The sequence below is a fragment of the Streptomyces yerevanensis genome (assembly GCF_000716805.1).
GTDB classification, from domain to species: Bacteria; Actinomycetota; Actinomycetes; order Streptomycetales; family Streptomycetaceae; genus Streptomyces; species Streptomyces flaveus.
Window position 1 is genome coordinate 1 of record NZ_JNWJ01000005.1, and the last position, 20,846, is coordinate 20,846.

At 70.2% G+C, this 20,846-nt stretch carries 16 protein-coding genes; 8 read left to right on the forward strand and 8 right to left on the reverse strand.

Features of this window, described 5'->3' with window-relative positions:
- The first annotated feature begins 324 nt into the window (after positions 1–324).
- The 3 genes from OP79_RS49635 (at position 325) to OP79_RS06155 (ending at position 3,098) form a co-directional block, all read left to right on the forward strand.
- Positions 325–1,437, forward strand: a complete 1,113-nt coding sequence (locus OP79_RS49635) for a hypothetical protein (RefSeq protein WP_157857285.1) — start codon at positions 325–327, stop codon at positions 1,435–1,437.
- Positions 1,434–2,474, forward strand: a complete 1,041-nt coding sequence (locus OP79_RS06150; protein WP_245685232.1) for an aminoglycoside phosphotransferase family protein — start codon at positions 1,434–1,436, stop codon at positions 2,472–2,474. Before OP79_RS49635 ends, OP79_RS06150 begins: the two co-directional genes overlap by 4 nt.
- Before the next feature lie 87 nt (positions 2,475–2,561).
- Positions 2,562–3,098 (forward strand): GNAT family N-acetyltransferase, encoded by a 537-nt coding sequence (locus tag OP79_RS06155; protein ID WP_245685233.1) that lies wholly within the window; start codon positions 2,562–2,564, stop codon positions 3,096–3,098.
- Positions 3,099–3,288: 190 nt separating this feature from the next.
- Here OP79_RS06155 and OP79_RS06160 read toward each other — a convergent pair whose 3' ends face one another.
- From OP79_RS06160 to OP79_RS06180, 5 genes are all read right to left on the reverse strand, one after another.
- Entirely contained in the window at positions 3,289–4,140 is an 852-nt protein-coding gene (locus OP79_RS06160) for an alpha/beta fold hydrolase (protein WP_033318965.1), read from the reverse strand.
- A 195-nt stretch (positions 4,141–4,335) separates the two neighbouring features.
- Positions 4,336–4,815, reverse strand: a complete 480-nt coding sequence (locus OP79_RS06165; RefSeq protein WP_033318966.1) for a cupin domain-containing protein — start codon at positions 4,813–4,815, stop codon at positions 4,336–4,338.
- Positions 4,816–4,848: 33 nt separating this feature from the next.
- The gene (locus tag OP79_RS06170; protein WP_211270744.1) at positions 4,849–5,832 is read right to left on the reverse strand and encodes an alpha/beta fold hydrolase; all 984 of its coding nucleotides are present in this window, start codon (positions 5,830–5,832) and stop codon (positions 4,849–4,851) included.
- A 28-nt stretch (positions 5,833–5,860) separates the two neighbouring features.
- Positions 5,861–6,649 carry an SDR family NAD(P)-dependent oxidoreductase gene (locus OP79_RS06175; protein ID WP_033318967.1) on the reverse strand — a complete coding sequence of 263 codons (789 nt, stop codon included), beginning with the start codon at positions 6,647–6,649 and terminating at the stop codon, positions 5,861–5,863.
- Between the two features lie 41 nt (positions 6,650–6,690).
- Positions 6,691–7,488 (reverse strand): alpha/beta hydrolase, encoded by a 798-nt coding sequence (locus OP79_RS06180; protein WP_033318968.1) that lies wholly within the window; start codon positions 7,486–7,488, stop codon positions 6,691–6,693.
- Between the two features lie 233 nt (positions 7,489–7,721).
- On the opposite strand from OP79_RS06180, the gene OP79_RS06185 reads away from it, so the two are divergent.
- The 3 genes from OP79_RS06185 to OP79_RS06195 all read left to right on the forward strand — a co-directional run bounded on the left by OP79_RS06185 (position 7,722) and on the right by OP79_RS06195 (position 12,425).
- Positions 7,722–10,514, forward strand: coding sequence for a helix-turn-helix transcriptional regulator (locus OP79_RS06185; RefSeq protein WP_063741878.1), 2,793 nt, complete (start codon positions 7,722–7,724; stop codon positions 10,512–10,514).
- Positions 10,515–10,664: 150 nt separating this feature from the next.
- Positions 10,665–11,399 carry a hypothetical protein gene (locus tag OP79_RS06190; protein ID WP_051744439.1) on the forward strand — a complete coding sequence of 245 codons (735 nt, stop codon included), beginning with the start codon at positions 10,665–10,667 and terminating at the stop codon, positions 11,397–11,399.
- A gap of 216 nt (positions 11,400–11,615) precedes the next feature.
- The gene (locus OP79_RS06195; RefSeq protein ID WP_033318969.1) at positions 11,616–12,425 is read left to right on the forward strand and encodes an SAM-dependent methyltransferase; all 810 of its coding nucleotides are present in this window, start codon (positions 11,616–11,618) and stop codon (positions 12,423–12,425) included.
- 64 nt (positions 12,426–12,489) lie between these two features.
- Here OP79_RS06195 and OP79_RS06200 read toward each other — a convergent pair whose 3' ends face one another.
- From OP79_RS06200 to OP79_RS06210, 3 genes are all read right to left on the reverse strand, one after another.
- Positions 12,490–13,473, reverse strand: coding sequence for an aldo/keto reductase (locus OP79_RS06200; RefSeq protein ID WP_033318970.1), 984 nt, complete (start codon positions 13,471–13,473; stop codon positions 12,490–12,492).
- Positions 13,474–13,574: 101 nt separating this feature from the next.
- A complete protein-coding gene (locus tag OP79_RS06205; RefSeq protein ID WP_033318971.1) occupies positions 13,575–17,246 on the reverse strand; it encodes a substrate-binding domain-containing protein in 3,672 nt (1,223 codons plus the stop codon).
- Between the two features lie 193 nt (positions 17,247–17,439).
- Positions 17,440–18,411: a pectate lyase family protein gene (locus OP79_RS06210; protein WP_033318972.1), complete on the reverse strand. Its 972-nt coding sequence runs from the start codon at positions 18,409–18,411 to the stop codon at positions 17,440–17,442.
- A gap of 237 nt (positions 18,412–18,648) precedes the next feature.
- Between OP79_RS06210 and OP79_RS06215 the strand changes: the two genes are divergently transcribed.
- Positions 18,649–20,028, forward strand: a complete 1,380-nt coding sequence (locus OP79_RS06215; RefSeq protein ID WP_051744440.1) for a TrkH family potassium uptake protein — start codon at positions 18,649–18,651, stop codon at positions 20,026–20,028.
- Complete coding sequence (locus OP79_RS06220) at positions 20,021–20,743, forward strand: potassium channel family protein (RefSeq protein ID WP_078491637.1); 723 nt, start codon at positions 20,021–20,023, stop codon at positions 20,741–20,743. Before OP79_RS06215 ends, OP79_RS06220 begins: the two co-directional genes overlap by 8 nt.
- The last annotated feature ends 103 nt before the right edge of the window (positions 20,744–20,846 follow it).

The following is a 20,846-nucleotide window of genomic DNA, read 5'->3' on the forward strand; positions in this document are numbered from 1 at the left end:
TCCGGCGGTTGGGCGGGGCGCCTACGGGGGTGGTGGGTTCGGTTTGTTGGCGACTGCGGGCCGTCTGTGGCTGGTCGCGCAGTTCCCCGCGCCCCTGGGGTGGGTGGGGGGTGCGGGGTCGTGGGCCGGTGCGTCAGCCCGTCGCAGGGCGGGCATACGGCCCTGGACTGGTACAAGGGCCTGGTTCTCCGAGACCGGAGCTACGCGACGGGCATACGACGCACCGGCCCACGACCCCTCCCGCCGGAGGGAAACCGCGGGCACATCGTGGCTGGTGGTGAGTGGAGCCGCGGGCTTTTGCTTTTCAGCAAGGAGACCAAGGACTTGCCCGGCGCCCGGGAGAGTCCGGCGCGCCGGTCCGCCACCGTGACCACGGCCATGTTCGAACACGCCGTCCGTGCCCACCTCGTCAGTGGCGAGCCTCTGGACCAGGACGAGGAATGGGCCGTCGCGCGGAAACTCGCCAAAGGGTGGGATCCTCGTGATCCTCTTCTCCAGGTCAGCCTCACGGCGCTTGCCCGCGAGAGCGGGGCCTGCTCCCGCTCCGGCGGTCCGTTCAAGCCCGCAGCGGGCTTCAGGCAGGACCCGAGGTTCACGGCCCTGCGCCCACTGATCGAACAAGCCGTCCAGCAGGTCGGCCTCACACCCCGCTGGGGCCGGCAGGCGGCACTGATCACCCGCGCAGACGGCCAGGGCGACGTCCCCTGGACCCTGCCCACCACTCGCGAAGGACTCGCACGGCTCCTCATCCACATCCGCACCGGCTGCATCATCACCATTGCCGCCCTCAGCGGGATGCGCAGCAGCGAGCTCGTCGAACTCCCGGCGGACTGCCAGCTCCCGCTGCAACCCCTGGGGCCCGGCCGGGTCCGGCACCGCCTCAAGAGCAAGGTCCTCAAAGGGCGAGGACCCGGCGGCACGTGGGACGAATGGGTCGTCATCCCGGAGGCATACGAGACCGCCGGCATCGCCCGTGCCCTGGCCAGGCCCGGCGCCGCCCACCTGGATCTGTGTCGCCACTACCGGGACCTGCGGGCGTGGATCAACGGGCCCGAGGGACAGCGTCTGGGCTTGCCGCCCCTCCCGGACGAGGTCGTGCACCTGCGGATCCTGCGCCGCACCCTGGCTCTCGAACTCGCCCACCGCCCCGGCGGGTTGTTCGCCGCCAAGCTCCAGCTCAAACACCTGTCCGTGACCACCACCGAGGGCTACGCGCGACCCGGCGGAGCCCAAGCCAAGCTCCTGGCCGAGGTCGGCAAGGAAGAAGAGACCCGCAACCTCTCGCTGACCTTCAAGCGTTCCGCGACTTCCAGGACGGCAAGCATCCCTCCGGGCCCGGAGTTCGCGACCTGCTCGCTTTCTTCAACGCCGTCGAGACCCAGCTCCACGATCTGGCTCCCACGGCGCCAGCCGTCAGGCACAGCGACCAGGAAGTGATCAACCTGCTCGCGCAGCGAGCCAGCGCTCTGCATCTCGGACTGGCAAACTACTGCTGGCTCCTCGACCTGGACAAGGCCCTCTGCCTCAAGCTCGCCAACGCCAACGCCACCGACCGCAGCCGGCCGCTGGCCGGGATGTGCGACTCGGCCCGCTGCCCACAGGCCACCCACCACCTCTGCCACCGCCCGGTCTGGGCCGACTCCGCCGCCCACACCTGCGATATCGAGATGCCGGTGCTCGGCCGGACCTGTAACTTCACCGGGATGGCGCGCGAGGAAGTAATGCAGGACGGGGCTCATCGGCAGGTCGTACGGATCGGTGACACCGTCCGCAGGCCCGCCCAACCATGGACGCCCACCGTCCACGCGCTCCTGCAGCACCTGGAGGAGGTCGGCTTCCGCTACGCACCCCGCCCGCTGGGATTCGACGACGAGGGCCGCGAGGTCCTCACCTACATCGACGGCGATGCCGGGCCGCTGGCCTGGGAGAAAGTCGTGTCCGACGACGGCCTGCGCGCTTTCGCCCGGCTGCTGCGTGACTACCACGAAGCGTGCGCGGACTTCTCGCCCCCGTCCGGGGCGACGTGGTCCGGGGGCGGTGCCGACCTCGGCGACGAAGACGTCGTCTGCCATGGAGACTTCGGCCCCTGGAATGTCGTCTGGCAGGGTGACCGGCCGGTGGGAATCATCGACTGGGACTTCGCCCGCCCCGCGCCGCGGCTGCACGACGTGGCCTACGCGCTGGAATACGTTGCCCCGTTCCGCGACGACGCCGAGTGCCTGCGCTGGCTGCACTACCCCGCGCCGCCCGACCGCCGCCGACGGCTGGAACTCTTCTGCACCGTCTACGAGATCAACTCGACTGAGGGGATCGTCGACGCCGTCATCACCCGACAGCGCGACAACGCCGACCTCGTGCGCCGCCTTGCCGAGCAAGGACACGAGCCCCAGGCCACTTGGGCATCCAACGGCCTGCTGAGCCAACTCGGCGACAGAATCACCTGGAGCCTGACCCACCGGCACCTGTTCGAGTAGCGGGTCGCCCGTCACGAACCGTACTTCCGGCCCTTCAGCCCGCATATTCCATTGCGCGTGACGAGCCAAGGAGTTGAGAGTCGGCACGTGCATGATCTGATGTTGACCGACGGCGCCATCACGCTGTCCCCCCTGAACCTGGACGACGTCGACGACCACCTGGCAGGCGAGGACGAACGCCTGGTGCGCTGGCTCAACGGAGGGCCGGGAACCAGGGCCGGCATCGAGGCATACATCCGCCACTGCCTCGAACAGTGGGCAGACAGCGGACCGTTGCGGGCCTTCGGAGTCCGCACAGGCACCCCGCCCAGCCTCGCCGGCACAATCGACCTCCGCTTCCAGGCGCCGGACCTGGCCCCCGGGCAGGTCAACATCGCCTACGGGCTCTACCCCAGTTGGCGAGGGCAAGGGCTGGCGACACGTGCGGTCCATCTGGTCTGCCGGTACGCGGCAGCCGAAGGAGCGGCCGAAGGGGTGATCCAAGTGGACCCGGAAAACCCCGGGTCGGCGGCCGTCGCACGACGCGCGGGCTTCACCTACGTCAAGCGAGCCCGGGAAGCGGAAGGCAACCGACTCGACTGGTACGTCCGCGACTTCACCATCGGCACCGTCCCTGGGCGCTGACCACAGCACGGGATCGATCGTCTTGGATTCCAGTGCCAGGCCGTCCTGACACGCCCATCCCCGGAGGGGATTCCGCAGGCCGCGACAGCCGGGCTTACCGATACTTGCGCGGAGGATCCCGGCGATGGATCGGCGTGCCGCAGCGCGAGGCCACGTCGCCTGAGCGGCGCGGCCCCGCTGGGAGTGCTGATCAACGGGTCGCTTTGGCGGCGGTGGTGATCAGCTCCGCGGTACGGCGAGGGTGGGAGATCATGACGGCGTGCGAGGCGTCTTTGATCTTGACGGTGTGGGCGTTGGCGCGCTTGGCCATGAACTCCTCGGCCGCAGCCGGGATGGCCTGGTCGGATCCGGCGACCATGTACCAGGACGGGATGGTCTTCCAGGCAGGGACGCCGCTGGGGGTCTGGAGGGCAGCCAGGCTCACCGGCCGCTGGGTCGCGGCCATCAGGTCGGTGGTGGCGACCGGCAGGTCGGCCGCGAACACCGCGTGGAACTTGGCCGGGTCGACGTAGCCGTCCGCGCCACCGCCTCCAGCCCCCTCGTAAGGCCGGACGAGCAGCGCCGCGCCGAGCCGGCTGCCCGGGAACCGTGTGGTCAGTCCCAGCCCGGTCTCTCCCTGGTCGGGTGCGAAGGCCGCGATGTAGACCAGGGCCTTGACGTTGGCGTGCCCGACCGCGGCGTTGGTGATGACTTCGCCGCCGTAGGAGTGGCCGACCAGAATCACCGGGCCGGGGATGGTGTCCAGGAGGCTGGAGACGTACGCCGCGTCGTTGTCCAGGCCGCGGAGCGGGTTGGCGGCGGCGATGACCGGGTAGCCGTCGTGCTGGAGCCGGGCGATGACGCCGTTCCAACCGGAGGAGTCTGCGAAGGCGCCGTGGACCAGGACCACGGTGGGCTTGGGACTGTGCTGCGCCGGTGCGGCAACGGAGGCAGGAACACGCTGCGCCGCGGCCGAGGCCGGGGAGACGACGGGGACGACCAGCGCGGCGACGGCCAGCGCGGCCGGGAGCACCAGTCTCCTGTCGGACCAGCGGTGGGACATGCTCGCTCTGGTTGAGAGCTTTTCGAACATGGCGGAACCTTTCGGTTCGGTCTGCGAGAAGGCCAGGAATGGGCCGAGAGGAAGTCAAGAAGACTCAGCCAAGGCCGAGTTGAACTCCTCCGGGTGGTGATGCCGAGCCTGTGTGAGCCGAGTCGCTGCGGTCTGCGGGGCCCGGCCCCGTTCGTCCGGTCGCGGTCACTCTGTCGGCGGGGGTCCCTCGACGCGCAGGTGGAAGGCTTCGGCGGACGCGATGATCGTCGCGATGTCGAAGGCCGCGGGCGCCTCGTCGATGCTGGAGACGGGCGTGCCGTTCGCGGTGAACCACTCCTCGATGCACGAGGGTGCGAAGGCCACGGCCATCCGCGCGGTCTGCGAGCGGACAAGGTAGCTGTGGGGAACGCCGCGCGGACCGTAGGCGACCTCGCCGGGCTGCAGGTCGTGGCGTTGGTCGCCGACGAAGAACGAGATTTTCCCGTCGAGCACGATCCAGATCTCCTCTTCGTCCTCGTGGACGTGGTGCGGGGGGCTGTGGCCGGCCGTCTCGGAGAACTCCATGATGCTCAACGCACCCCTGGTCTCGCTGCCGGGCACGAGAACCCGGGTCCGGGAGCCGAGGAACCAGAAGGGCTCATGCGCGGTGCCGGTGCGGGCGTCGGGGAACCACAGGTCAGTCATGATCTCTCCCTGGTGATTCGGCGGGATGGGCGGTCACCTGTTCAGGAAGCCGAGGAGTGTGCGGGTGAGCTCCTCGGGGTGTTCTTCGTAGATCCAGTGGCCGGAGTCCGGGACGACGACGCCGGTCACGTTCGTCGCGTACCGGCACACCTGGCGTACCACTTGGGCACCGAGGCTGCCGTCGGCGCCGATCGCCAGCACCGGCATGGTGAGCTTGGTCTGCCGGTAGACCGCGTTGTCCTGGATGTCCTGGGGGAAAGCCCGGAACCAGGCGAAGCTCGCCCGCAGATGGGCGGGGTCCTTCAGGTAGTGCGCGAACACCGCAACGTCACCGGGGGTCACGGAGCCCTTCTGGACTTCGAGGCCGTCGATGAACTTACGGACCCACAGCGCCTCCCGCCCGCTCACAACCCCCTCCGGGAGGCCGTTGACCAGGGAGAAGAAGCCGAAATTCCAGACGCCCGGGCCCCGCGCGGTGAGAGCCGGGAACTGGTAGATGCCCGGGTCCGGTATCGGGGCCTCACTGAGGACGAGTTGGGTGACGTCCGCCCGATGCGCGGCGGCGTAGGAGTAGGCGACCATGGTGCCGATGTCGTGCCCGACCAGCCGGATGTCATGGTCGCGCCCGATGCTGGCGAGCATCGCGTGGATGTCCGCGGCCATGGACTTCTTGTCGTAGCCGGCGGCCGGGGCGTCGCTTTGGCCCGCACCGGGCAGGTCGGGTGCGATGACGGTGTAGTGCCTGGCGAGAGCGGGAAGGATGTCGTGCCACTCGTACCAGGTCTGCGGATAACCGTGCAGGAGGACGAGGGTCGGGCCGTGGCCGCCGATCACATAGTGGATGCCGACGGCCTTGTGCTCGCTGAAGCCGGCCGGCATCTTCTCGGCGGCCGGGGACGCCGCCCCGGACGTGACGCGTGCGTCCGCGCTGACGCTGGTGGTTGCCAGTCCGATCGCCGCGGCCATCGCGAGGGGCAGCAGGACCCTGCGCCGGAAAACGGCGTACGAGTACTTCACCGGGAACTCCAGAGGGTTCAGGGGGGTACTACAGGGTGCTGACGAGGCCGCCGTCGATGACGAAGTCGGCGCCGGTGATGTTCGCGGCGCGCTCGCTCGCCAGGAACAGGACGAGGTCGGCGACCTCCTCGGGGCGGGTGAAGCGGCTGGTGGGTGCGTCGGCTGCGGCTTGCTCGGCGATGTCCGCCGCAGTGCCGCCCGCTGAGCGCGCCACCGTCGCTGCGACGCCTTCGTCGGCCAGCCACAGGGCGGTGGAGACCGGGCCCGGGCTGACGGTGTTGACCCGCACCCGCTGGGGACCGACCTGCTTGGACAGCGCCTTGCAGAAGTTGGACAGGGCGGCCTTCGCGGCGCCGTAGTCGATGACGAGGGGGTCGGGCAGGAAGGCGTTGACGGAGGAGACGGTGACGATGCTCCCTCCGTCACGCTCCAGCAGGTACGGGAGGGCGGCGCGGGTGGTGCGCACGGCGGCCAGGAAGTTGACGGCCAGGGTCCACGTCCAGTCGTCGTCGGTCACCGCCAGGAAGCCGTCGACACGTGGTCGGACGGCGCCGACGTTGTTGACGAGGATGTCCACGCCGCCGAATGCCGAGACGGCAGCCTCGACAAGCGTGGCGGGGCCGTCCCGGTCGGTCAGGTCCGCCTCGACCGGGAGCACGCCGCGGTCGTCGGCGAGCGCCTTCAGCTCAGCGGTGATCTCACGTGCCCCGGCGACGACGCGCACGCCCGCGTCGAGCAGGCCGCGGGTGACGGCCAGGCCGATGCCCCGGCTCGCGCCGGTGACGACAGCGGTCCGGCCGGTCAGCAGGAGGTCCATGTCAGCTCCCTGAGGGGTGGGGTGAATCAGTGGGCCGCGGTTCACAGGGACTGCCGCCTCAGCCAGGCCAGCGCGGTTTCGGCGATCTCGCGCCAGCCGCCGTCGATGGTCAGGGAATGGCCGCGGTCGGGGAAGCCGACGATGTCGGAGATCGCCTCGGAGTGCCGGTACTGCTTGAGAGTGGCCCGGACGACGACCTCCGGCACCGTGTGGTCCTTGCCGCCGGCCATCAGCAGCAGCGGTCCGCGCCCCTGGTTGCCGGTGGCGACCTTGGCGGGCGAGTGCGGGTTGAAGTTGGCGGACGCCGCCTCGAACAGCGGCTTGCCGGGCGCGGGGATCGTCCACCTCTCGTAGAGCCGCGTGGACTCCTCTTCCGACAGTGCGTTGCCGAACGCGAAGCGGAACTGCTCCACCGTCAGCGACACCGCCCGGTGCTTGTTGCCGGGGTTCTTGAACACCGGCAGCGTGGCGCGCAGTGCCGACAGCGGCAGCGGGAGCACGCCCTTGATCTGGGCGGCGTCGATCGCGATGGCCGCGGCCGCCAGGTCTTGGCCGAGTAGTTTCTGCGCGATCATGCCGCCGAAGGAGTGGCCGATCAGGATGGGCTTGGTGTCCAGCTCGCGGATGATCGTGGCGTAGTGGTCGACGACGTCGTCGATGCCGTGGTCGGCGATGCTCTCGGGATTGTCGCGTGCCTCCTGCACGGTGTCGGGGTCGCCCGGCCAGCCCGGGGCGCACGGTGCGTAGCCCTCGTCCCGGAACCGGTCGATCCACGGGTCCCAGGACGTGCCGTGCAGCCACAGTCCGTGGATGAAGATGACGGGGAGCGCAGTCGTCATGTCGGCCTCTCAGTGCGGCGGGGGTCCTCGGCGTAGGGCCAGTAGGGCCAACAGACCACACGGATACGGGCGTTCGTACTGGGGAAACTCCCCAGTCCCGCGAAGTCACCCCTGGGGTTCGACTGGGGTGGACCTGCGGCGGAACCCCTGGAGTGCTCTGCCCGCCCCGTGAGCGGTGGACCGCAGTCGTGCAACGCCCCGCGAAGTCCGCATGTGCTCCGTAATGTAGCCTTATGACCTCTCTCCGCTCTTCGGACCAACAGCCCTCTGCGCCGCGGCAGTTGCTGGGTCGGGATGAGGAGAGGCAGACGCTCGACGAGCTGATCGACGCGGTCCGCGAAGGGCTGAGCGGCGCCCTTGTGCTGGCCGGCGAGGCCGGCATCGGCAAGACGCGTCTCCTGGAGTACGCGCTCGAGGCCGCCGACGACCTCCGCACGGTGAAGGTCGTCGGCATGGAAGCGGAGGCGCGGCTCGGTTTCGCCGCACTGCACCGCCTGCTGCTGCCGTTCCTGGGCGGGCTCGACCAACTTCCCGCCCCGCAGCAGGACGCGCTGCGCTCCGCGTTCGGACTGGTCGCGGGTCCTCCGGCGGACCGCTTCCTCACCGCCCTGGCCACACTCACCCTGCTGTCGGACGCCGCCCGGCCCCGTCCGCTGCTCTGCCTCGTCGACGACGCCCAGTGGCTGGACCGGGAGTCCATGGAGGTGCTGGCCTTCGTCGGTCGCCGCCTGCACGCGGACGGCATCGGACTGCTGCTCGGCGTCCGGGACGGTACGGACGGCCGGACAGGCTTCGCCGTCCTCGACGGACTGCCCGCCCTTCGGCTGAAGGGGCTGCCCGAGCCGGATGCCCGCCGTCTGCTGGCCTCCACCTCCACCGGACCGTTCGCCACCCCGGCGTTCACGCGGATCGTCGCCGAGACCCAGGGAAACCCGCTCGCCCTGATCGAACTCGCCGGGGAGCTGATGGCCGGACCCCTGCCGTCCGCACCGCTGCCGATCGGCCCGCGTCTGGAAGCCCACTTCCTGCGTCAGGTCCGTGCGATGCCACAGGAAACGCAAGCGCTGCTGCTCGTCGCCGCGCTCGCGCCCTCCGACGACCCCGCGGTGCTCTGGCGGGCGGCCGCGCAGCTCGGCCTGTCGGCTCACGCCATGGATCCGGCCATGACCGATGGCATCCTGGCTCGCGGCCGCCACCCCGCCTTCCGCCATCCCCTCATCCGCTCGGCGATCCATGCCGGCGCGCAGCCGGCGGAGCGCCGTCAAGTCCACCGGGCGCTCGCTGCGGCGACCGATCAGGACGCCGCACCCGACCGGCGGGCATGGCACCTGGCAGAGGCCGCCCTGGGACTCGACGAAGAGATCGCGGCGGAGCTGGAACGCGCATCCGAACGCGCGAAAAGTCGTGGCGGCTACGCGGCGCAGGCGAACTTCCTGGCCCGCGCGGCCGAGCTGACACCCAATCCGCGCAGCCGTGCCGAGCGCTACTTCACCGCCGCCCAGGCGCACCTCGTCATCGGCGACGTGCCCATGGCCCGGGCGGTGCTCCAACAGGCGGTGCCCGGGCTCGGCACGCCCGTCACGCGCGCCTCCGCGCAGCGGTTGCACGCGACGATCGAATGGTTTCAGGGCCGTGCGCAGAAAGCTCCGTCCATCCTGATGGCCGCGGCTGCGGAGGTCCTGCCGTTCGACGAACGGCTGGCCCGCGACATGGTCTTCGAGGCCCTCGCCGCCGCGACGATGATGCGTCAGCACATGGTCGGCATGACCCTCGACGAACTCGCTCGTACGGTACTCGCCCTGCCCTGGAACCATGCCCTGCCCGCATTGCCCCCCGACACGGTCGTCGACGCCTACAGCACACGCATCGCGGGAGGGTACGCGCCTGCTGTGCCCAAGCTTCGAGCCGCGGTCGAGTCCATGAGCACCGGTGAACTGGTGGAGACCGGCATGCCCATCGCCCTGCTGGGCTACGTCGCCGCAGAAGAGCTCTGGGACGACCGGGGGCTCAGGGCGGTGGTCGAGCGCCTGTCCGCGGCCAGCCGCGCGCAGGGTGCCCTGCACGCTCTCCACGCCACGCTCAACACCCTTGCGGCCACCGAACTCTGGGCCGGCCGGTTCAAGGGCGCTGAAGCGTGCTTCGACGAGGCGGACGAGATTTCCCGGGCACTCGGGATGCCGCCGCAGGGCACCGCGCATCGTGTAGAGCTGCTGGCCTGGCAGGGCCGTGACGCGGAGACCCGGGCGGGCGCGGACATCGCGGCTCATGTGTGGGACGAACAGCTCGGCTACGCAACCATGGCCAACCACGCGCACTACGCGCTGACCATTCTGGAACTCGCCTCCGGCCGCTATCCGGAGGCACTGGCCTGGGCTCTTCTCGGCTACGACAACGACGTGCCGGGGCAGGGCAGCCGCCTGCTCCCCGACCTGGTCGAGGCCGCCACCCGGGCCGGTAACCTCGCGGCCGCCTCGGCGGCCATCGCCCGGCTCTCCGAGCGAGCGACGCTCAGCGGTACCCCGTGGGCACTCGGCGTGCTGGCCCGCAGCCGCGCGCTTCTGACTGACGGTGACGAAGCCGAAACCCTGTACGAGGAGGCCGTGAAGCACCTGGGCAACACCAGGGTCGTCACCGAACTCGCCCGGACCCACCTGCTCTACGGCGAGTGGCTGCGGCGTCGCAAACTCCGTACGCATGCGCGTGCGCAACTGCGGACCGCTCACGACATGTTCACCACCATGGACGCCCACGCGTTCGCGGAGCGGGCCCGCCTGGAACTCATGGCCACCGGCGAACACGCCCGCAAGCGCACAGGACCGGGGCAGAGCGACCACGCCCTGACACCCCAGGAGAGACAGGTCGCCGGCCATGCCGCCGCCGGATCCACGAACGCCGAGATCGCCACGCGGCTCTTCATCACCGCATCGACGGTCGAGTACCACCTCAACAAGGTCTTCCGGAAGCTCAGTATCACGTCCCGTCGCCAGCTGGCCACTCTGCTCCGCGACGAGGATCAGCCGAGGTGACACCGAGTCGATGGATCGCCACAACGCGGCACACACGATGGCCTCCGGCCTCGTGTAAGCGACACGACATGCATGGGACGCGGTGTGTGCTGACACAAACAGGGAGACAAGGGCCTGGTGGGGAAAAATTGAAAATGTCAGGGTTGGTGCATGCCAACTGCCGGGCTGCTCGGCTGGACCTGCCGCCGCACCACGGGCGGTACGGCGGCGGAGGCCGTCGGCCGCCTGCGGGAGGCGACCGGGCAGGGGCCGGTGCTGGTCGGCCCCGTGGACGTCGGACTGCTTCTGCACCAGCCCTGGTCGAGTGGCACCGCCAACGGCGGCGACCACTGGGTGGCGGTACTCGGCGTCGACGACCGTACGGTCCTCTTCCACGATCCCGCCGGCTTCCCCTTCGCCACGTTGCCCATCGATGCCTTCGTCGCGGCCTGGCAGGAGCAACTGCCGGACTGTGCGGGCCCGTTCATCATGCGCAGCGGCTTCCGGCGTAACGAGCAGGTAGACGTGACCACAGCTCTTCGTCGGTCCCTGCCCGCCGCCTTGGGATGGCTCACGGGGCAAGGCAGCGGAGTTGGCAGGCCCTTGAAGGACGGCGGTGCCGCCGCGGTGGAGCGGCTCGCAGACGACGTACAGGCCGGGTTGGCCGACCGTACCCTCACCCACCTCACCGAATTCGCTGTCCGGGTCGGCACCGGGCGTCTCGCCGATGCCTCGCTCTGGCTGGCCGAGATCGGCGAGATACGCGCCTCCCAAGTTGCGGAGCGTCAAGCGCGGCTGCTCGGCAGCGTGCAGTACGGATTCGTCGTGGGCGACACGCGGTCGGCCGCCAGCGCGCTGCGGCAACTGGCGGACGGGTACGACGAGTTGGGCGCCGCGCTGATGTGATCCCTTGGCGCGGCTACACCAGGAAGAGCAGTTCGACGGCGACGAGTACGTCTATGACGCCGCTATGACGCCGCACCACTCGGCGAAGGGCCGTACTCGACCTGGAGATGCCGCCCACCAGGTCTGGCAGCAGGGCTGGATCCGACCTGCAACTCCCCCTCGTTCGACTAAGTTTGGTGTTCGTTGACCGCACAACGATGCGCAGGAGGCACTTTCGTGTCCGATCAAGACCCCCAGCTCGCCGCCGCTGCCGAGATACGTTCCCGGATCGACACGAGCAAGCCGCACTCCGCGCGTTTCTGGAACTACTTCGTGGGCGGCAAGGACAACTACGAGGTGGACCGCGAGATCGGGGACCACATCAAGGAGATCTTCCCCGGCCTCGTGGACGTGGCGCGCACGAGCCGCCAGTTCCTCGGGCGGGCCGTCCGGCACCTGGCCGGCGAACAGGGCATCCGGCAGTTCCTCGACATCGGCACCGGCCTGCCGACCGCCGACAACACCCACGAGGTGGCCCAGAGCGTGGCGCCGGACTCACGGATCGTGTACGTCGACAACGACCCCATGGTGCTCGCCCACGCCCGCGCGCTGCTCACCAGCACGCCCGAGGGCGAAACGGCGTACATCGACGCCGACTTCTACGAGCCCGAGGCCATCCTCAAGGCGGCGGCGAGCACGCTGGACTTCTCGAAGCCCGTCGCCCTGATGATCCTCAACACCCTGGGCCACGTGGCTGATTACGACCAGGCCCGGGCACTGGTCGCGCGTCTCATGGCCGGTCTGCCGTCCGGCAGCTACCTGGTCATCAGCGACAGCACGGCCACCAGCGAGGGCATGATCGCCGCGTCGAACGCGTACAACGAGAGCGGGGCCGTTCCGTACTACGTACGCAGCGTCGAGGAGATCGCCGGGTTCTTCGACGGGCTGGAACTGGCCGAGCCCGGCGTCGTCCAGGTCACCGAGTGGCGCCCGGAGTCCGGCGTGTCGGTGGTCGACGCCTACGGCGGGGTGGGCCGCAAGCCGTAGCGGTACGGCGCCGGGGCGGTCAGGTGGCGAGAGGGTCCGTACGCCTGCTGACCGCCCCTCCCCGCTACCAGCGGTGGTGGACCTGCGCCCGGATGCTGCGGTCGTACAGCTCCCGTACGGCGTCGAGCGTCGCGTCCGGCAGTGGCGCCAGCGCGGCAGCCTCCGCGTTCGCCCGTGCCTGCTCGGGAGAGCGGGCGCCGGGGATGACCGAGGTCACGCCGGGCTGCTGGATGATCCAGCGCAGAGCGGTCTGCGCGGGCGTGGCTCCCTCCGGGGCGAGTGCCGCGAACTCCGCGGCCGCTTCGAGCCCTGACTCGTAGTCGACGCCGGAGAACGTCTCGCCCTGGTCGAAGGACTCGCCGTGCCGGTTGAACGTGCGGTGGTCGTCGGCCGGGAAGACGGTGTCCTTGGTGTACTTGCCGGACAGCAGCCCGGAGGCCAGCGGCACGCGCGCGATGATGCCCACGCCCGCCTCGGCGGCGGCCGGGAGCACCGCCTCCAGCGGCTTGAGCCGGAAGGCGTTGAAGATGATCTGGACGCTGGCCGTGCCGGGCCTGGCGATCGCGGTCAGCGCCTCCTCACAGGTCTCCACGCTGACGCCGTACGCGGCGATGCGCTGCTCCTCGACGAGGGTGTCCAGGGCGTCGAAGACCGCGTCGGATGAATAGACGGGTGTGGGCGGGCAGTGCAGCTGTACGAGATCGAGCGTGTCCACACCCAGGTTCGTACGCGAACGGTCCGTCCAGGCACGGAAGTTGTCCAGGATGTAGTGCGCCGGCTCCTGCGCCACACGGCGGCCCATCTTCGTCGCGACGAAGAGGTCCGCGTCCGGGCGTTCGCGCAGATAGCGGCCGATGAGCTGCTCGCTGCGCCCGTCGCCGTACACGTCGGCGGTGTCGAAGAAGGTCACACCGCTGTCGACGGCGGCGTCCAGCACGGCGAGCGCGTCCTCCTCCTTGACCTCGCCCCAGTCGGCGCCCAGCTGCCAGGTGCCGAGGCCGACGACGGAGACCTGCTGATCGATCCTGCCGATTACCCGCTGTTCCATGGTGTCTCTTTCAGTGGTGCCCGTGGGACTTCAGTGCGATGCCGAGCCTCCAGCATCGGGCCTGAGAAGATCGCCCGTCCAACAGAAGAACCCGCACGCATTCATGAGCCGGCCTTCTCAATGAGCCCCGTGTCCGCGTCCCGCGGCTGAGGGCCGACCGCGGGACAGGCCGTGCGGTAGGCGTGCGGCGCGACGCCGGTCACCCTGCGGAACACACGGCTGAAGTACGCCCGGTCGGTGAAACCCACCGCCCGCGCCACGCTCTGGATGCTGTCCTCGCTGCCGCGCAACTGCTCGCACGCCCGCTGGATCCGAAGGCGCGTCAGGTACTCCCACACCGTGAGGCCGTACTGCTGGTGGAAGAGCCGGCCCAGGTGATCGGCGCTGACGCCGACGGCCTGGGCGATCTGCCAGCGGGAGATCCGCCGGCGGTAGTGCGTCTGGAGGCAGACCAGGGCCTGGTGGACGAGAGCCCGGTTCCGTCCGGCGGCCTGCGCCCCGTCGCCCGTCATCGCGACGACCAGCCGGACGGTCTCGTCCGGGGTGAGGATGTCGCGGTCGAGGAGGACGAGACCGGGATGGGACTTGGCGCGGTGGGCGTCGGCGTGGGTGAACCCTTCGGTGCTGAGCAGCAGTACGGGGCACGGCGGTCGTCCTCCGAGAAGGTGCCCGCCGGCCAGTCCCTGTCCCTGTCCCGGTCCCTCGAAGCTTCCTTCGGCGAGCCGCCCTTCGGAGAGGCGTCCTTCCGCCACCCGTATCCGGTCGACGAAGTCGAACCCGTCCATGTCCGCGAGCGTCCGCTGCGCGATCACCAGGTGCGGTTCCTCCTCGGCGATCAGGGCGAGCGCCGTGGTGCCGTCGGCCGCGGTACGGACCGGGTGGCCGCGTAACGCCGTGGCCACCGAGCGTCTGAGACGTTCCCGCGACGGTGTCGCTCCATCGACGACGATGACCGGCCGCGGACTCTTGCTGGGCCGCTGTCCCCGTAGCGCCTGCGCGAGGTCCTCGCCCGTCGCCCCGAACAGCACGAACGGGGTGCCGCTCAGCGCCGGTTCGTCGTGCAGGCGCTGTGCCACCCACCACTCCTCGGGCCCGGCGGCTTCGGCGTCCCACACCACCGCGGCCACCGTGCGCTCGCCGGTGGGCGGGCCGGCGTCCGCGTCGGGGTCGGGGTCGGGGTCGACCGGACGGAGCCGTAGCCGGTGCTGCCTGGCGAGGGCGGCGACATCCCCGGCGGGCCTGCCCGCACCGACGGCCAGCAGGGTGCGCCCGGCTCCGGCCGAGGGCGCCCGTGGCCCCGGCGCGGCGGGCAGCGGCAGGTCCACGGTCAGCCGGATGTGCGGCGGGCTGTCGCCGACCGCGTACGAACCGCCGTGCAGCATCACCAGACGACGTGCCGTGGCCGACCCGAGGCCCGCCCCTTCGGCCTCGCCGGAGCGCGGGTCCGCGGACGGATCGGCCACCGCCGTGACGGTGACCCTGACGGACGTCGGCGCGGTGCGCGCCGTCAGCACCACGCCTCCCTGCGTGTCGGCTCGCGCCGCGGCGTCCAGTACATGACAGACAGCTCTGGTCAGCTGTTCCCGGTCGGCGAGCACGGCGGGCAGCCTACGGGGCAGTACGAGTGACCAGTCGGCCCCGCCAGGTGCGGTGGCGGCGACGGCACGGAACGCCTTCACCAGTACGGGACGCGGGTCGATCAGCCGTGGGGACAGGCCGAGTTCGTCCGTCCCGGTGCGGGACCACTCCAGCAGATCGTCGACCAGCCGCAGCAGCCGGTCGGCATCGCGATGCACCAGCTGAAGCGCTTCGCCCTCGCCCGCTTCGGTGCCCGCATGCCGCCGGATCTCCTCCAGCGGTCCGCGCAGCTCCTGGGTGACCTGGGTCAGCAGCCGCGTCTTGAACGTGCTGGCCCGTTCCGCGGCGTCACGGGCCCGGCGCACCTCCGCGAACAGCCTGATCCCCTTCAGCGCCGCGCTGATCTGGTCACCCAGCGCCCGGTAAAGGCTTCCTCGCCGGTCCGCCTCGTGCCCCGTGCCGGATTCGAAGACGGCGAAGCCCAGTTGCTCGTCACCGACGTGGAGGGGTTCGAGCACGAAGGTGAACCGGTCGGCCTCGGGCAGCAGTTCGTCGGGAAGCAGCAGGTGCGCGGGGTACGGATCCGGCTCGGGGCGCGCCCCGTCACGGTCGCCCGATGCGGACGGGACCGGCAGGACCCGCGCCAGTCCGCGGCCGGGGCCAGGGCCGGAGAGCCGGTCCCACGCATCCTCGTAGAGCGCCACCCGGCACCCCGGCAGCCCGCCCGCCACCGCGTGCCGCTCCAGCACCTTGCCGAGCCCGTCGAGATCGACCACCGTGGCCAGCGCCGTGCCGAACTCCCGTAGTCGGCCCGCCTCCTGAGCATCCAGCCACCGCTCGTACTCCAGCAGCCGCCGGGAAGCATCGGCCGCCAGCAGCCGCGCCTGCGCGAGGAGCCGCTCCCCACGGACACGCGCGGGCTCTGGCAGACACCTCACCGCGTCGTCCCGTATCTCCAGCAACGCCCGCTCCCATGCCGCCACCGTGTCCGGCCTGCGCACCTGCTGGCCCAACAGGCGCTCCAGCATGGGCAAGAAGCCCTGGGGGCCGGGGCCATGCACGCCGGGGCCATCGGCGTCAGCCGCGGGACCGGCATCCGCCGGCGCGGGATCGGCATCCGCACGGAACGCCGCCGCCAACTCCCGCCCGGCGCAGGGAAGCACCGCGAACACCTCGTCGTACGAGCCCGGCCCTTCCGAGCCCGACCCGTCCGAGAGCCGCCCGTCCGCGGGCGACCCACCGCCCACCGACGCCTGCGCCACCAGCGGCGAAGGGCACCCACAGGAACGGCGTACGACCACGGCACCCGCGACCGCCGTACGGTCCGGCGCGCGATCGCCCCGCAGCCGAGCCACCAGCGTGTCCACGGCCAGCCCGCCCAACTCCGCGAAGGGCAACGAGACCGAGGTCAACGGCGGCTCGGAGAGCCGGGCTTCAGGGGAATCGTTGAAGCCGACCACGGCGACGTCCTCGGGTACCCGGATACCCCGCTCGGCGAGCAGCCGCAGCGCGTCCGCCGCCAGTACGTCGCTGCAGGCGACCACGGCGTCGAAGTCGATGCCGGGCCGCAGCCCGCGGGCGTCCAGCAGCACCCGCATCGCCGAGGCGCCGGCGCCCGCCGCGAAGTCGCCCGCAGCGCAGACGAGTTGGCGTTCCGCGGGCAGACGGTACTGGGCCAGGGCCTGGGTGTAGGCGCGGTAGCGCCCGAAGGAGACCGGGTTGGTGAGCGGCCCGCGGATGCACGCGGGGCGCCGTACACCGTGCCGTGCGACCAGATGACCGACGAGTTCCCGCATACCCGCGTACGAGTCAAGTGTCAGGGTTTCGTGGTCGTCGACGCCCTCCAGGGCGTGGTTGAGGCTGACGACCGGCAACTGTCTCAGCGAGCGCAACAGCCGTTCGGCGTGGTCGCCGGACGCCGGCAGGCCGAGGGTGGAGCTCCAGCAGACGACGCCGTCGAGCCGTGCCTGGTCGACCAGTTCGTACAGTGCGCTCCGCGACGCCTCGCCGCCCGGGCGCAGCGGTCCTCCCGGGAAGCACACGAGGTTCACGTCGCCGCGTTCCGCGGCCCTCAGCGCCCCGGACCACAACGTGGCTCCGACTCCGAGATGGATGTTCGCCGTGACCAGCCCGATCGTGAGCCGTTCCGCTGCCTCCCGCCGCCCCGCGGCTGCGGCGGGTCCATGTTCCGCCATAGGTTGCCTCACTCGTCAGGGGTGCTCCCGGGTGCCTGCCCGGGGATGTCCCGTCGGGTGGAGGAACGTAGGGGAAAGCGCTTACCGGGGCAAGACCTGCGGCACGGCTCGTCCGCGGGTCCTGCCCCGGTGTCCGTGCGGCCATCAGGTGCCGCACGGTGGGAATCCGGCGTGTACCGGATCGAATGGTGCGTCAGATCTTGCCCACTCCGGCGCCCGCCATCACCGCGGCCTTCACGCCGGAGGCGGCGTCGGCGGTGTAGTCGTACGGGATGCTCGCCACGCTGCCGCCGGCCTGGCCCTCGCCGGAGCCGACGAAGTGGTTGTCCTTGGCCACGAGCGTGCCGGGTCCGGAGTCGCCCTCGCCGAGATGGAAGGGGTCCTCGGTGTTCTCGAAGTAGTTCCCCTCGACGAACACACCCGCACCCTCGGTGGACGCCACGCCGTAGGACCCGATGTCGCTGAAGTAGTTGTTCAGCACGTGGACCGGGTTGCCGAAGCGGACGCGGGGGTTGCGCTGGCCGGTGCCGTCGAACCAGTTGTGGTCGTACGTCACCTTCAGCTTGCCGCTGTCCTCACTGCCGTTGTCGTCGGAGTGGCCCAGCAGCATGTTCTTGTCCTGGTCATGACTGCGGTTCCACGAAACGGTGATGTTGTTCGAGGCCCGCTTGATGTCGACTCCGCCGTCTTTGGCGCCGGAGATCTCGTTGTGGTCGATCCAGACTTTCTCGGCGTACTCGACGTTGATCGCGTCGTCGCCGGAGCCCGAGAAGGCCAGATTCTGGATGATCACGTTGTTGACCTTGCTGACGTTCAGACCGCCACCGGTGATCTTGCCGTTGGTGCCGACGCCGACGATGGTCTTGTTGCCGGCGACCTTCGTCATACCGCTCAGCGAGATGGTGCCGTCGACCTTCACGATCGCGGCGCCGCTGCCCTGAACGGCCTCGGTGAAGGCGGAGGCGTTGGACACGGTGACCGTGCTGCCGCCCGCGCCTCCCGTCGTACCGGCGCCGAAGCCGATGGGGCCCGCTGCCGCTACCGCTTTGTCGCTTTCCGACTCGGTCGGGGCTCCGTTCGCGGTGGTCGCCGCGGTGACGGCCAGTACGACGGCCGTACCGGCGGCGACGCTCATCAAGGTGAACCTTGCGCTCGTCCTGCGCATGGGTTTCTCCATCCGTGGGGGTTTGGAGAGCTGATGTACGCGTACGTGTGAGTGAGCCGCGCGACTGGCTTTGCACGATGCTAGAGCGACCGTTGTGGACGATGACGGCGGCTGTGTGGACTATTGCGCGCAGCGGACGAAGTAACGTGTGCGGCGGGATCTTGACGAGCCTTTGACGAGTGCTTGACGCCGGGGATACACGGCGACAGCTTTCGGGATACGGGGAAGGAACGGGCGGTGGCGGGACTGCTGACGCGGCTGCGGTCATGGTCGTCGCTGCTCGCGGCGCATCCCGCGCGTGCGGTCGTGGTGGCGTTCGCCGTCGTGGTGCTGGGCGGTGCGGTGCTGCTGACGCTGCCGGTCGCCGCCGAGGACCGCTCCGCCACGGCCTTCGTGACGGCGTTGTTCACGTCCACCTCCGCGGTCTGCGTCACCGGTCTGGCGGTGGTCGACACGGGAACGTACTGGAGCGGCTTCGGCGAGGGCGTGATCCTCGCGCTGATCCAGGTCGGCGGCTTCGGGATCATGACGATGGCCTCGCTGCTGGCGCTGCTGGTCTCGGGCCGGCTGCGGCTGCGGCTTCAGCTGACCGCGCAGGCCGAGACGAAGAGCCTCGGCATCGGGGACGTACGCCGGGTGCTGATCGGTGTCGCCGGTACGACCCTGATCGTCGAGCTCGCGGTGAGCGCCGTCCTCGCGCTGCGTTTCCGCTTCGGATACGGCAACGGCTTCGGCGAGGCGGCGTATCTGGGCTACTTCCATGCCGTGTCGGCGTTCAACAACGCCGGGTTCGGGCTGCACGCCGACAACCTCACCCGCTATGCGCAGGACGCCTGGGTCACGCTGCCGATCGCCGCCGCCGTGATCCTGGGCGGCATCGGCTTCCCCGTCATGCTGGAGCTGCTGCGCCATCGCAACCGGCGGCGGACGACCGGGCGCCGCAACTGGACGCTGCACACCAGGCTGACGCTGATCATGACGGCTGTCCTGCTGGTCACGGGGGCCGTGCTGACGTGCCTGCTGGAGTGGACGAATGCGGCGACGCTGGGCCCGCAGGGCGTGGCGCACAAAATCCTCAACGGCTTCTTTCACTCGGCCGTGTCGCGCACCGCCGGGTTCAACTCGCTCGACATCGGCGCCCTGCACGCCTCGACGCTGCTGATGACCTGCGTGCTGATGTTCATCGGCGGCGGCAGCGCCGGAACCGCGGGTGGCATCAAGGTCACCACCTTCGCCGTCCTGTTCGCCGCGATCATCGCCGAGGTGCGCGGCGAGAGTCACTCCGTGGTGCTGGGCCGTCGGCTGTCCCCGCAGGTGCTGCGTCAGGCGCTGACCGTGGCGCTGCTGGGCATCGGCCTGGTCATCGCGTCCACGCTCGCCCTGCTCACGCTCACCGAGGAGCGGCTGGAGGCGGTGCTGTTCGAAGTGGTTTCCGCCTTCGCCACGGTGGGCCTGTCCACCGGCATCACCGCCGATCTGCCGACGACCGGTCAACTGCTGCTGATCGCCCTGATGTTCGTCGGCCGCCTCGGCCCCATCACCCTCGTCTCGGCCCTCGCCCTGCGCGAGCGCACCCGCCGCTACGAACTGCCCGAGGAGCGACCCGTCATTGGCTGACTACCTACGCTCTCTGCGTGAGCGGCGCCGCAAACGCCGCGCCGACACCCACGCCCGCGGCGGCGCCGACCAGCGCGTCGCCGTCATCGGCCTGGGCCGCTTCGGCTCCTCACTGGCCGGCGAGCTGATGCGGCGCGGCTGGGACGTCCTGGGGATCGACACCGACGCCCGGCTGGTGCAGAAGTACAGCGACAGCCTCACCCACGCCGCCGTCGCCGACTGCACCGAAGCCGAAGCGCTGCATCAGCTCGGTGTCCACGAGTTCACCAGTGCCGTCGTCGCCATCGGCAACGACGTCGAGGCGAGCATCCTGGTCAGCTCGAATCTGCTGGAGGCGGAGGTGCCCAACCTGTGGGCCAAGGCCATCAGCCGCCAGCACGGCCAGATCCTGGAACGCCTCGGTGTGCACCATGTCGTCCTGCCCGAGCACGAGATGGGCGAACGCGTCGCGCACCTGGTCACCGGCCGGATGCTGGACTTCATCGAGTTCGACGACGACTACGCCCTGGTGAAGACCGTCGCCCCTCAGGTCGTCACCGGCATGCCGCTCGGCGAGAGCCGGGTCCGCGCCAGGTACGGCGTCACGGTCGTCGGTATCAAGCGGCCCGGCGAGGGTTTCACGTACGCGACCGCCGACACCGTCGTCCAGAAGGGCGACGTCCTCATCGTCACCGGCAAGACCCACGCGGTGGAGTCCTTCGCCGAGCTGAGTTGAGGCTCAGCTCCGTGACGTACGTAATCCGTCAACGAGCCGTACGGGATCCATCAAGCCGGCCCGAGGTGGTCGACGAACGAGGCTCGCGGTGCGTATCTATGGG

What these genes read in the sequence shown, in the direction of transcription:
- OP79_RS06160 (WP_033318965.1), bottom strand. Translation starts at nt 4,140, where the DNA reads ATGTCCCACCGCTGGTCCGACAGGAGACTGGTGCTCCCGGCCGCGCTG.
- OP79_RS06165 (WP_033318966.1), bottom strand. Translation starts at nt 4,815, where the DNA reads ATGACTGACCTGTGGTTCCCCGACGCCCGCACCGGCACCGCGCATGAG.
- OP79_RS06175 (WP_033318967.1), bottom strand. Translation starts at nt 6,649, where the DNA reads ATGGACCTCCTGCTGACCGGCCGGACCGCTGTCGTCACCGGCGCGAGC.
- OP79_RS06180 (WP_033318968.1), bottom strand. Translation starts at nt 7,488, where the DNA reads ATGACGACTGCGCTCCCCGTCATCTTCATCCACGGACTGTGGCTGCAC.
- OP79_RS06185 (WP_063741878.1), top strand. Translation starts at nt 7,722, where the DNA reads ATGACCTCTCTCCGCTCTTCGGACCAACAGCCCTCTGCGCCGCGGCAG.
- OP79_RS06190 (WP_051744439.1), top strand. Translation starts at nt 10,665, where the DNA reads ATGCCAACTGCCGGGCTGCTCGGCTGGACCTGCCGCCGCACCACGGGC.
- OP79_RS06200 (WP_033318970.1), bottom strand. Translation starts at nt 13,473, where the DNA reads ATGGAACAGCGGGTAATCGGCAGGATCGATCAGCAGGTCTCCGTCGTC.
- OP79_RS06205 (WP_033318971.1), bottom strand. Translation starts at nt 17,246, where the DNA reads ATGGCGGAACATGGACCCGCCGCAGCCGCGGGGCGGCGGGAGGCAGCG.
- OP79_RS06210 (WP_033318972.1), bottom strand. Translation starts at nt 18,411, where the DNA reads ATGCGCAGGACGAGCGCAAGGTTCACCTTGATGAGCGTCGCCGCCGGT.